This window comes from Myroides odoratimimus (genome assembly GCF_001485415.1).
Taxonomy (GTDB): Bacteria; Bacteroidota; Bacteroidia; order Flavobacteriales; family Flavobacteriaceae; genus Flavobacterium; species Flavobacterium odoratimimum.
Window position 1 is genome coordinate 1 of the sequence record NZ_BCMQ01000044.1, and the last position, 12,885, is coordinate 12,885.

Consider the following 12,885-nt stretch of genomic DNA (forward strand, 5'->3'; position numbering starts at 1 on the left):
AATCTCCATCTGTTACTTCAATAGAAGCATCACCACTTAACTTAGTTCCTGCTGGTTTAATATTACTTTGAGGTACCCACTCCGCTTTTGTTCCATCATCACTTGTAACTAAAACTTGATTAGCTTTATCTTCAGCTGATATTTTAATAGGCATAACACTATTATCACCTATACCAATAGTAACATCATTCAACACAGAAGCTGTCCCATTAGTAATACTAATACCATCTAATACCTTCAGTTCTTTCTTATCAGTGATATTATTTCCATCTACTTTAGGTTTTCCTGGAGTCCATTTAGTTCCATCATAAACAAGTGCAAGGTCTTTATCTGTTGCAGGATTTGCTTTAGCTACTTCTACTCCTTTAATCTTATCTACGCTTGTACTATCCGCCTTTCCTGACACATCTCCTCCTAAAGTGATACCTGAAGGGTCAGCATTAACTGTATATGTAATTTGTCCATTTACTGGAGGTGCCTCATCAACTTTAATTCCTGTTCCTTCTTCAACCTTAACTTTAGTTGCTGCACTAGTAACTAAGTCTTTAATCCAAGTCTCAAAATTTGTACTTGATTGTAATTCTTTAGATATTTCTATTTCAGTATCTTTTCCATCCTCTGCTTTATACACTAAAACAGTTTCTCCTGCCTCTTGTTTAACGGATAATTTTGTTAATGTTTCAGATAAATGCTCACTCGATTTAGACATCAAAGCTCTCCAAAGTGTTCCATCCCAAAAATAGAATCCAGATTTCAATACATCTGTTGGAAGTTTTGCCTTGTGGTACACTAATAAACTCTCAGGATATATCCCCCCTTTAATAGTAGTAATATCTTTCTCACCTGTTAAAAAAACACGTGGGATTAAAACACCTTTAGTATCTGATCCTACATCTAACACTGCTGTCCCATCAGGTATAATTGATTTACCAATACCAATACCATCTTGAGCTTGCATCGTACTCAGTGCCATAAATGCTACACCAGCAAATAGTAATTTCTTTTTCATAGTATTCTTTTTATTTCACAATATTTTCACAAACAAAAACAGTTAAAAACAACCCATAACAAATACAAATTATCTTAACATAAAACAAAACTAATAAAAATATTAACACATTTAACAATAAAAGACAAAATAATTAATACCATTTAATCCTTTACGCTAAAAAAACACGCCTACATTCTCCTTAAAACCAAAAATTATCTCAGTAATCAAAAAAGAACTATTGCTTTAATGCAATAAAATACCAGATATTCCTAATAATAAATAAATAACTCCTCTCTACTAGAAAGCCAACTAATCCGAATCACTATACCACAAAAAAAATCCCTCAGTAACACATGCTACTGAGGGAATCTTATTATCCTAGTATATTATCTACTTATTCTTCATCTGCGACTATGGCTTCCCATTGTCCGAATAGGGTGAAACCTACTGCCTTAGCTAAAGCTATAGAAGTATCATTATCTGTCTGGCATCTATACTGAGGTACATGCCCTCTATCAATCACCTCTAGACAAATAGCCTGAACTAAACGTGTCGCAATCCCCCTACCTCTATAGGCATCATCCGTTATCACTCCTATATCTGCTAGCTTAGTTTCTTCCCATGGATACACACTCACAGCGCCTACTAGCCGATCTCCATCGAAGGCGCCATATACGATCCAATGCTTTAAAGAAACATAAGCTCCATCGAGATCTTCTTCTGAGCATACAGATTCGAACTTTCTAAACGCCTCTTTATCCGTTTCTATAGACAAAGCTCTGATCACTATCCCTTCTGTGATATCACTAAGCTGAGAGACTCTATTATCTAATAGATAATAAATATAATCTGGTGAGTGCAATTCTAACTTACAGGTAGAGATAGCCTCTCTAAGAGTATGGATAGAGTACTCCTCTAATTCCCTTAGCTTTAATGCTTCTGCTACCATTGGGGTGACTACAGCCATGGTATGCTTATTCGTCATTTCTAAAATCATGACTTTATACAGCTCATCTAAGGCTGGATTAGACACTAATGTAAACACCTCATCTAGATGAATAATACTTCCCTGCACCATCTGAGATCTCCAGTAAGTATGTACTTCTTCTACAAATTCGCCCATGATCTATATACTTCTTATACCTTATTACTTTATCGTTGTCCCTATCAGAGCACGAGAGTCATAATGACTTATCCCTCTCAACTTATCCTGAAACACTAACATCAATACTCCTATTAATATAAACGGAACACTTAACCACTGCCCCATATTCAACATCATATCTTGTTCGAAGGCTACCTGATTCTCTTTAAAGAACTCTAACACAAATCTAGTCAGGAACATCAGAATTAAAAAATAAGAAAAGATCACTCCATTATTCCTTACCTTCTGACTGCGGTATAAAAACCACAAGATCACTCCTGTCAATATATACCCAAAGGCTTCGTATAGCTGAGTAGGGTGACGTGGAATCATATCATCATGAGCAAATATAACTCCCCAACTCCCACTCGTCGGCTTGCCATAGATCTCTGAATTCATAAAGTTACCAAAGCGAATAAATGCTCCTGCTATCGGTACTCCTAAGGCTATTCTATCCAAAATCCAAAATGCTCCTATCTTATACTTACGACAGTATAGATAGATCGCTAGCAGTACTCCGATAGCTCCTCCATGACTAGCTAACCCCATAAACCCTACATACTCATACACTCCATCGACCTTAGCGAAAGGGATAATAATCTCTAAGGGGTGCTGCATATAGTAATCAAACTCATAAAATAAACAGTGTCCTAACCTAGCTCCTAATACTGTACCTACGATAATATATAATAACAGTTTGTCTAAATACGCCTGCGGAATGCGCTCTTTCTGAAAAACATAACTCACAATCTTATAGCCTAGGATAATCCCCAAGGCAAAAAGAACTCCATAATAACGCACAGGTACAGCACCTATTTTAATCATTTCGGGATTGGCATCCCATAGCACAGCAGCTAAACTCATCTATTTAGTTTAATTATTAACAAGGGTACAAAGTACTGCATTTATAATAACCTAGAGATATAATATTTTGTTATTTTGTTAGCGCGATTTACTATTTGGGTACTCATTTATACATCTGCTAACACGGGAACATCTATGGTACTTAAAACCTCCTCACCCTGCGAATCCTCATCCAATAAAAGAGAATAATAGCACTGCAGCCACATTACTACTATCATCATAGGAGTAGATATCATCCCATAATCTCAGATTACCTTTTATAGATGATACAATGATACTTTCTAAGATAGAAGAATATTATACTTATTTAATGAGAATATATCGTCTTATTTTATGACCTCCTTGCGATTAAAAAAACTGTATGCATAGGCCCATCTTGATACTATCTTAGACTGATATTATGAATATACGAAACAAGAAACAAAATACTTAGCTTGCACTTCTTAGGAGATTCCTAGGAGATTTCTAGGGCTTTTCTTGCCCAGGAGGCGTCTTTGTCGAAGAAAGGTGCAAGAAACCCTCAAGCAATCTCCTAGCAAATCAATACAAAACTAGCCTTAGTTTATGAATAAAGACAGATAAGAAATAGGTCTTTTACGTACTTTTTTTAATCATGATATTTGAATATTCTATTATTCAAATATTTGTATTACTTTTTTTATTTTATTGCTTATATAATTACAACATTTTATTATTATTCGGACTCATATTTATGTTTCCATCTTAAAACCAGCTTGTTTTTTTCTATATATTTGGATATTATAATGTAAGTAATCTAAAGATTATTATGAGAAATATTTTTTGCTTATTGCTAGTTCTATTTTCTACACTTTGTTTTGGACAGAAGTCTGTGGATGTTATGATTATTAGAAATAATAATGACACTATTTATTCACAACTTAGGATAGAAAGAAATCTGTTTGATAGAAAGTTAATCGATGAAGCATCTTTTTATAGGAGATTAGTTCTTTTAGATAGCAATGGGAAAAAAACAGTCAAATTAAAAGCTAGTGATGTAAAGAAATTACAGTTTATTGATTTAAAAGGAGTGGAAAAAATTTATGTAAATGGTGGAGATGTTTTGCAACGCCTTGTATTTGATGGAAAAAAAATAAAATGGTATAAATTTCTTAGCCAACATATGATGGATAGATCTATTCAATATTTTGATTATTTAGTTGATCAAGATAATAAGAGATATAATATGGGTCTTTTTAATAGTAAAAGAAAAAAACTTCTTGAGGCTACTGCTTCTAAACCAGAGCTAATCGATCGAATAGAAAATTCAAGTTTAAATGATGCTGAAATACTTGGGATTTTAAGCGATTTTGAAAACTTAGATTAATTTTATAATAGAGTTTAATTATTCTTTTTTTAATATCGCTTATAGAGTTATTGACAGTATTACGCTTCTACTTTTATTAGATAAAATTAAATAACTAGAGAATAATAAAGTGAATTAGAAAAACTACCTTTGCTCCATGAATAAAGCAGAGATACTTAAAAACTTAAATATTGAGGCATTAAATGAAATGCAAACCAAAGCATTTAGTGCAGCTCAGAAGAACCCAAATATTATCCTTCTTTCCCCTACAGGATCAGGTAAGACAGTTGCATTCTTAATGCCTTTGTTAGAACGATTAGACCCTGCTATCAAAGGAGTACAGGCAGTTATACTAGTACCAACTAGAGAACTTGCTCTACAGATAGAGACTGTATTTAAGAAGATGGGAACACCTTTTAAGATTAACTCTTGTTATGGAGGGCATTCTACTAAAACAGAAATAAAGAATTTTAGCACACCACCAACAGTATTAGTGGGTACACCAGGTCGAGTGGCTTTTCACGTAGAAGAGTTTTCTTTTAACACAGAGACTGTGACTAGCTATGTAGTAGATGAGTTTGATAAAGCTCTAGAGATGGGCTTCCAGACTGATATGGATTATATTATCAATTCGTTTGATAATATCTCTTTCAGAATGCTTACATCTGCTACTGCTTTAAAGAAGATTCCTGAGTTTACAGGTATAGTAGATCCTGAGCGTATTCACTTCTTAAAGAAAACAGAGGTAATGCCAGACCTAACTTTTAGTCAGGTTATTTCTACTGCAGAAGAGAAGTTAGAGACTGTGATTAAGCTTATTGGTAAGATAGGTAAGGACACTATTCTTATCTTCTGTAATCACCGTGATGCCGTAGCTCGTATTAGTGAAACATTGACTAAAAAAGGAGTTGCGAATAGTGCTTTTCACGGAGGAATGTTACAAGAAGATAGGGAGCGTGCTATCATGAAGTTTAGAAATAAAAGTGCACATATTCTTATCGCAACAGACTTAGCAGCTAGAGGACTTGATATCCCTGAGATTGGTCATGTGATTCACTATCAGATACCACAGAAAGAAGATGCTTTTATTCATAGGAATGGACGTACTGCACGTATGAAGGCATCAGGTAAAGCCTATGTGATGATTACTAAAGAAGAGAATATCGAGTTTATCAACCCTGATATGCCGATAGAAGACCTTGATGGAAGCTATACTATCGACAATAAAACAGATTTTAAAACAATCTATATCAGTGCTGGTAAAAAAGATAAAGTCAACAAAGGGGATATAGTAGGCTATTTAATCAAGACAGGAGGATTAACTAAAGAAGATATAGGAATGATAGATGTACGTGATACACAGGCTTTCGTAGCAGTGAATACAAAGAAAGTTAAGGCTCTACTGACTGCACTAGTAGATACAAGACTTAAAAATAAGAGAGTAAAGATAGAGATAGCTAGAGACTAATTTAGCTAATATATACAATGAAAGCCTTGGTACATATCTTGTATCAAGGCTTTTCTTATTTAAACTTCATTCTATGACGCGGTAGATTGATTTCAGAAGCTTTAGGATAAGGCTGGCGATGAGTAAGACTCACATCTTCTCTTACCTTAGACTCTGTAGTCTGATAGTGTTCATCCTCATAGTGATAACGAGGATCAGCCATAAAAGGCAATCTCGCCATTTTTAGAATCTGTACATTGGGAAAGTGATATTCTACCTCCACCGTTCCTAATAACAAATAACAACCACCTCCTACGAAAGGATATTCCTCTAAGCTATCAGGGAAGTGTACCGTGTCAAAATACTGTCCATTGGCATCTATCCAAGTACCGAAGTACATACTCCCTTTAGAAGTAGGTACGTGCTTACGAGCAATTAAGTAACCGAGCATTCTTACTGTTTTCTTATGATGGTGTATTAAATCACAGACCATTACATCTCCTCTGAACTTCGTTTTTAATAAATCAAAAGGCATACAAGAAATAGGAAAGCCCAACAACTCTAACTCATCAAATGCGTCTTCGTATACAGAGCGCGTTAAGGTCGGAAAAGTGTATTCCTGTATAGGTTCTTGTAATAAAGTAAGTGTAGGAGTTGGCTCCTTTTTACTCAACAGTAGTTTTGCCTGAATCAATAACTCATTCTTTTGTTTGCCAAAGGATTGAAAAGCACCGATGAATATTAACTTCTGTAAAGAGTCCATCGCTATAGAAATACGTTGTATAAAGTCATAGAGAGATTCATATCTACCATTGGCTTTTCTCTCTTTTAAAATAGCTTTAAGCAACTCTATATTTAATCCTTCTATGAGTTTTAACCCTAAGAATAGCTCTTTACCTATTAAAGTAGTCTGCAATTCACTAGCATTAATACAAGGTGGCAATACATGAGCACCTGACATCGCTGCTTCGTGTATATAAACTTCTGTGCGATAGAACCCTCCTTCGTTATTGATAACCGCAGTGATAAATTCTAATGGATAGTAAGTTTTAAGATATAGACTTTGATAACTTTCTATGGCATAAGAGGCAGAGTGTGCTTTACAAAAAGAATACCCTGCGAATGACTCTATCTGTCTGTATATTTCTTCACTAAGTGCCCTAGGATGTCCTTTAAGATCACAATGCTCAAAGAACCTGTCTTTCACAGCCTGTAACCCTGCTAGAGAACGGCTTTTGCCACTCATTGCCCTGCGCAGAATATCTCCATCAGCAGCAGGTAGTCCGCCGTAGTGTAACGCTATTTTGATCACATCTTCTTGATAGACCATGATGCCATAGGTTTCGCCTAATTGTTCTTTAAATACAGGATGAAAGTATTCAAATTGATTAGGGTGGTTATGGCGATAGATATATTCTTGCATCATCCCACTCTGTGCTACCCCAGGGCGTATAATAGAAGAAGCTGCTACTAGTATTTTGTAATTATCACATTGCAACCTTCTTAATAATCCACGCATAGCAGGACTTTCTATATAAAAACAGCCAATCGTATTACCTATTTTTAACTGTTGGTTACACAGCTCTTCATCTTTAGATAAAGCAATATTTCGAATATCAACTTCTATTCCTTGATTTTGAAGAATGAGTTCAGTAGCTTCATCTATATGCCCAATGCCTCGTTGGCTAAGGATATCAAATTTATCAAAACCAATATCTTCAGCAGTATGCATATCAAACTGTACCACAGGAAATCCCTTAGGAGGAAAGTCTAATGCGGTATAGCGAGTAATAGGATCCTCCGAAATCAAAATACCACAAGCATGCATTGTACGCTGATTAGGAAAACCTTCTAACAATTGTCCGTATTGATGGATTAGAAGCACGATACTGTTCGTTTCGTGGTCTTCTATAGGATTACGCGTTAGTGTGTCTAATTCGTTCTTAGATAGCCCGTACACCTTTCCTATTTCTCTAATAATAGAACGATATTTAAAAGTAGATACTGCACCACAGAACGCCACGTGCTCTTTTCCATATCGCGTAAAGATGTATTGAAGGATATCATCCCGTTGATTCCAAGACCAATCAATATCAAAATCAGGAGGAGACTTTCTATTCTGATTTAAAAAACGCTCGAAGTACAAGTCTAGTTCTAAAGGACATACATTAGTAATACCTAGGCAATAGCCCACTATACTATTGGCACCACTACCCCGTCCGATATGCATATAGCCTTGACTATTGCTATACTGAATAATGTCCCAGGTAATCAGAAAATACCCCTCAAAGTTAAGTTGATCTATTACGCTGAGTTCTTTAGCTAATCTTTCTTGGGCAAGAGTATGATCTTCTCCATATATTTTGACCATCCCTTCATAGGCTAGTTGTTGTAATAAATTCAAGTCACTAACCTTATCTTCAGTATAGTGTTTTTTATTTCTAGGAACTTTAAAAGAAAAAGAATAATTGCACTCACTCATTAGTCTTTGAGTGTTCTCTATCAGCTCAGGATAATCCTTAAACTCTGCTATGATTTGTTCTTCAGATTTAAAACTATCTTGAGGAGAAGCGCAGTCTTTCTCTATTAATTTAGAGAGTAGAGTATTCTTATCTATTGCATGTAGAATACAGTGTAGTTTATATTCTTCTTCATTCAAATGATTGACTGTATGCAGGACAACTAGCTTATCCATTAATGATCTCCACTTCTCTGCATAGAGTAGAGAAAGTTGATTATTTTGTACTCCAATATATTCCCACTCTTTTAGAGTAGGAACCACAGTTGAGAATGGATAAATCACAAAACAGTTTTGAAAGTCTGGAGCAGTAGAAGATACTGTAATAATCTCTTCATTTATATCCGTCAAGAACTGACCTATTTCACTAAAGCCTTCTTCATTTTTAGCAATGAGAATATAGTGTAATTTATCCTCAGTTCTGATTTCAGTACCTATTATTGGTTTGATAGCGGTCTCTTTACAAGCTGTAATAAACTCATATACACCACTTAGATTATTGATATCAGTCAGCGCCATTGTACTAATATGATATTGTTTACCTAATTCTACAAGACGCTGTATAGGAATAGTCCCATAGCGCAAGCTATAATATGAATGACAGTTTAATAACATGTTTTTATTTAATTATGAATTTAAATTAGGAATTAGGAATCACTGCCTTTGGCAACAGATGATACACACAGCGCATACCACACTACATCAACACACAGTAAAGGCGATTACTATACGCCCCAAAACGTAAATACAATGTTGTATATCGCCATAAATCAAGACGATAAGAAGACACTGCTTAGATGTTTTGTGAAATCAGATAGTTTAGTTTATCATATCAATTGTCAGTTTATCACGTCACATAAGTACATCATAGCCTAGCCAAAAATTCCTAATTCTTAATAATCGTCCCTACGATTGGGTGTCGATAGGACGTGATATACATTGTGGTTACGTTGTCGGACGTATGTAATACGTCCCTACGGTTGTGTGCCGATGGAACGTGATATACATTGTGATTACGTTGTCAGACGTATGTAATATGTCCCTACGGTTGGGTGCCGATAGGACGTGTTATACATTGTGGCTACGCTGTCGGAAGTATGTAATCGTCCCTACGATTATGTGTCGATAGAACATGATATGCATACTGAATGCCGCAGGCAATATTCCTAATTCTTAATTCCTAATTTTTAATTCCCCGAAGGGTCTCATTCTTTCTTCATTTTCAAGAAAGCCCCAGAACACCTTGCTACAGCATCTACACCATAGCGTTTCTTCATTTTATCCATTGCCTGATAGAGCGCCATCATCTCTTCTGTATCTTCGAATAAGTTCATTTGGTATGTTCCTCGTACCAGCCCACTAAACTGAACACCTATAAGGCGAAGACGCATTCTTCTTTGGAATACTTTATCAAATAACTCATGGACTAATTTAATAAGCGTATGATCTGCTGATGTATAAGCTATCCGAGTTTGTTTGGTCTCTGTATCAAAGTTCGTATAGCGTATTTTCACAGTAATGATAGAAGTAAGCCATTCTTCGGAACGCAGTTGATAAGCCAGTTTCTCCACCATACCTGTAAAGATAGATTTGAGCATAGGGATGTCTATGGTATCTTGGTCAAAAGTGTGTTCGGACGAAATAGACTTTCGCTCTCTATAGGGCTCTACAGGTGTGAGGTCAATGCCATTAGCTTTTTTCCATAAGTCTATACCATTTTTACCCAATAACTTTTGGAGTATTTGATGTGGCATTTCAGATAGCGTCTGTATATTCCGAATACCAATGCGAGAGAGTAGCGTATAACTAACTTCTCCTAACATAGGGATTTTGCGGATAGACAGTGGATTGAGGAAGGGCTGTACTTCAGGTGTTGTAATATTGAGAGCTCCTTTAGGCTTAGCCTCTCCTGTCCCTATTTTAGAGACTGTTTTATTAATAGATAAAGCATAACTTAAGGGTAATCCAGATTCGTGTTGTATCGTTTGCGTCAATTCTTTGATCCAAAGTGCTGATCCAAAGAATTTGTCCATTCCTGTTAGATCTAAGTAAAACTCATCTATACTCGCCTTTTCCATAACGGGAGCTTTCTCTGTAATAATATCCGTAACGAGATGAGACATCTTAGAGTATAACTGCATATCTCCTTTTCGGACGATGGCTTGTGGACATAAACGAGTAGCCATACGAATAGGCATGGCAGACCTCACCCCGAATTGCCTTGCTTCATATGAACAACTAGAGACGACTCCGCGATCTCCTCCACCGATAATGATAGGTAGCCCATTTAGAGAAGAATCTACTAAACGCTCACAAGACACAAAGAAAGTGTCTAAATCTAAATGTGCAATCGCCCTTTCCATAATAGAAATAATTAAAAAATCTTGTACGAAATTACTATCTATATTAGCAATAATACGTATATTTGATGCTATAAATAATAGCAAATGTCGTTTTTATCAGATAATATAAGGTATCTACGTGCTCAGAAGATCATGTCTCAGCAGAAAGTAGCAGATGAGTTAATGATAACTCGTGCACGTTATTCAAAGTATGAAGAAGGAGCCTCTGAGCCACCTTTAGAAGTATTATTGCGTATTTCTCGTTTCTTTCATGTCAGTGTGGACTTGATGATTTCTGTTGATTTGCGCAAAGTTCCCATGCAAGATTTACTAAAGCTTGAGGACAACCGTATTCTATTGCCTATTATGGTAGATCCTCATGGCAATAACTTTATTGAGATTATTCCTCATAAAGCGAGAGCAGGATATTTGACAGGGTATGCAGATCCAGAGTTTATTCAGAACCTAGACCAGATCTCTCTTCCATTCCTAAAAGAAGGGAAGTATAGAGCCTTTCCTATAGAAGGGGATTCTATGCCTCCACATCAGGAAGGTTCTTTTATCATCGGTAGTTATATCGAGCGTCTAGATTATATCCGAAACGGACATACATATATCATCATTACAGCAAATGAAGGGGTGGTTTATAAACGTGTATATCGCATAGATGATGAGACGTTAGAACTACACTCAGACAATACCTTTTACGAGCCTTATCGCATTAAAGCGTATGATGTATTAGAAATATGGGAATATGCGAGTAGTATCGCTACAGAAGAGTTTAAACCAGAAGACCTAGGAGAACCAGATACTAAGGCAATGTTCCAAGAAATTAGACATATGCTAGGAGAAGTGATTAAGAAAGTGAAATAAGCCACTAAGAAATTACGAATTACCTTTAGATTTGCTAACTGAGAATATGATAATATTGTAGAGAATAAATAAAACAACCTAATCAACAAAGTGAACCAGACGAATTACAAGGATAACGCCCTAAAATTCGAGTAGGACTTTGTTGATTTTACTAAAGAGTATCAGACTAGTAATTAAGACGTCGAGGTCTAGTATTAAGGTTTAGATGATATTTTAGTAACAGGTTGCCTTAAATAATTATCATATGGACAAATTTACACAATTTATCGGAATAGATATTTCCAAAGATTATTTTGATGTAGCTATTTATGTAGATGCTAATTCTTGTAAACACAATCAGTTTGAAAACACTAAAACGGGAGTTGATCAATTTATGAAGTGGATGAAAAGCGAAGGATGTTGTGTAGAGGAAACATTGATATGTATGGAGCATACAGGTATTTATAAAAATATTTTAGTAGATATTTTGCTTTCAAAGAATTGTAATCTATGGGTAGAAATGGCTTATAGAATTATAAGAAGTAGTGGAATACAAAGAGGAAAGAATGACAAGATAGATTCTAAAAGGATAGCATTGTATGCTAAGAAAAATCAAGAAGAAGCGAAGCTCTTTAAAGCATCAAAGGCTGTATTGAATAAGATTCAGGCTCTATTGGGACAGCGAGAGATGAGTATAGCTCATAAGACAGCTATAGAAGTAAGAACCAACGAATTTAAGGGGTTTAATGATGAACTGTACAAGGTTTTGTCTAAAAATGATAAGGCTATTATCAAGGCTTTAGAGAACGCTATAAAGGTGATTGAAGAACAGTTAAATACTCTTATTAGAGAAAATCAAGAGGTATCTGAGATATTTGATTGTGTGATTTCTGTAAGAGGTGTTGGAGATATTACAGCGATGTTTTTAATATGTTATACCAATGCGTTTACATCATTTGAAGACTCTCGACAATTAGCATCTTATTGTGGTGTTGTCCCTTTTGAATATACTTCAGGTAAAAGTGTAAGAGGCAAAGCTAAAGTACACTTTATGGCTAATAAAAAGCTTAAAAAACTTTTACATCTCTGTGCTTTATCAGCTGTTAGATGGGACCCAGAGATAAGGGCTTATTACGAGAGGAAAGTTGGAGAAGGTAAGCATAAGATGCTTGTTTTAAACAATGTTAGAAACAAGCTTGTACAGCGTATATGTTCTTGTGTTAGGAATAAAAAAGCTTATGAGGTACGACAAGTAGCATAAACATCATACATTGAATTAGAAACAAAAATAGAGGATAATACGGATATAATCCTCAGGTTAGATATGCCTTGTTTTATTGAGTTATTCTCAAAAATAAGGTGTAAAATATATTAATAATGATTTGCTTTTATCATAGTAATCG

9 protein-coding genes are annotated in these 12,885 nt (G+C 35.4%); 4 read left to right on the top strand and 5 right to left on the bottom strand.

Going from position 1 to position 12,885, the window contains the following annotated elements; genetic code table 11:
* The 3 genes from MODO_RS18220 to lgt form a co-directional block, all read right to left on the bottom strand.
* On the bottom strand, positions 1-1,009 hold a 1,009-nt coding region (locus MODO_RS18220), incomplete at its 3' end, for a phage tail-like protein (RefSeq protein ID WP_501193394.1).
* Between the two features lie 376 nt (positions 1,010-1,385).
* Positions 1,386-2,114 (bottom strand): GNAT family N-acetyltransferase, encoded by a 729-nt coding sequence (locus tag MODO_RS18225; RefSeq protein WP_006258612.1) that lies wholly within the window; start codon positions 2,112-2,114, stop codon positions 1,386-1,388.
* A gap of 24 nt (positions 2,115-2,138) precedes the next feature.
* The gene (gene lgt, locus MODO_RS18230; RefSeq protein ID WP_006258613.1) at positions 2,139-2,999 is read right to left on the bottom strand and encodes a prolipoprotein diacylglyceryl transferase; all 861 of its coding nucleotides are present in this window, start codon (positions 2,997-2,999) and stop codon (positions 2,139-2,141) included.
* A 787-nt stretch (positions 3,000-3,786) separates the two neighbouring features.
* Here lgt and MODO_RS18235 point away from each other — a divergent pair.
* Positions 3,787-4,344: a hypothetical protein gene (locus MODO_RS18235; RefSeq protein WP_006258614.1), complete on the top strand. Its 558-nt coding sequence runs from the start codon at positions 3,787-3,789 to the stop codon at positions 4,342-4,344.
* Between the two features lie 136 nt (positions 4,345-4,480).
* Complete coding sequence (locus tag MODO_RS18240; protein WP_006258615.1) at positions 4,481-5,791, top strand: DEAD/DEAH box helicase; 1,311 nt, start codon at positions 4,481-4,483, stop codon at positions 5,789-5,791.
* Positions 5,792-5,846: 55 nt separating this feature from the next.
* Here the strand turns inward: MODO_RS18240 and MODO_RS18245 are convergent, their stop codons facing one another.
* Positions 5,847-8,903 (bottom strand): DNA polymerase III subunit alpha, encoded by a 3,057-nt coding sequence (locus MODO_RS18245; RefSeq protein ID WP_006258616.1) that lies wholly within the window; start codon positions 8,901-8,903, stop codon positions 5,847-5,849.
* Positions 8,904-9,493: 590 nt separating this feature from the next.
* Complete coding sequence (dinB, locus tag MODO_RS18250) at positions 9,494-10,651, bottom strand: DNA polymerase IV (RefSeq protein WP_437440461.1); 1,158 nt, start codon at positions 10,649-10,651, stop codon at positions 9,494-9,496.
* A gap of 84 nt (positions 10,652-10,735) precedes the next feature.
* On the opposite strand from dinB, the gene MODO_RS18255 reads away from it, so the two are divergent.
* Both MODO_RS18255 and MODO_RS18260 read left to right on the top strand, forming a co-directional pair.
* The gene (locus MODO_RS18255) at positions 10,736-11,503 is read left to right on the top strand and encodes an XRE family transcriptional regulator (protein WP_006258618.1); all 768 of its coding nucleotides are present in this window, start codon (positions 10,736-10,738) and stop codon (positions 11,501-11,503) included.
* A gap of 244 nt (positions 11,504-11,747) precedes the next feature.
* A complete protein-coding gene (locus tag MODO_RS18260; protein ID WP_006258619.1) occupies positions 11,748-12,743 on the top strand; it encodes an IS110 family RNA-guided transposase in 996 nt (331 codons plus the stop codon).
* Positions 12,744-12,885: the final 142 nt, after the last annotated feature.

What these genes read in the sequence shown, in the direction of transcription:
- MODO_RS18225 (WP_006258612.1), bottom strand. Translation starts at nt 2,114, where the DNA reads ATGGGCGAATTTGTAGAAGAAGTACATACTTACTGGAGATCTCAGATG.
- lgt (WP_006258613.1), bottom strand. Translation starts at nt 2,999, where the DNA reads ATGAGTTTAGCTGCTGTGCTATGGGATGCCAATCCCGAAATGATTAAA.
- MODO_RS18235 (WP_006258614.1), top strand. Translation starts at nt 3,787, where the DNA reads ATGAGAAATATTTTTTGCTTATTGCTAGTTCTATTTTCTACACTTTGT.
- MODO_RS18240 (WP_006258615.1), top strand. Translation starts at nt 4,481, where the DNA reads ATGAATAAAGCAGAGATACTTAAAAACTTAAATATTGAGGCATTAAAT.
- MODO_RS18245 (WP_006258616.1), bottom strand. Translation starts at nt 8,903, where the DNA reads ATGTTATTAAACTGTCATTCATATTATAGCTTGCGCTATGGGACTATT.
- dinB (WP_437440461.1), bottom strand. Translation starts at nt 10,651, where the DNA reads ATGGAAAGGGCGATTGCACATTTAGATTTAGACACTTTCTTTGTGTCT.
- MODO_RS18255 (WP_006258618.1), top strand. Translation starts at nt 10,736, where the DNA reads ATGTCGTTTTTATCAGATAATATAAGGTATCTACGTGCTCAGAAGATC.
- MODO_RS18260 (WP_006258619.1), top strand. Translation starts at nt 11,748, where the DNA reads ATGGACAAATTTACACAATTTATCGGAATAGATATTTCCAAAGATTAT.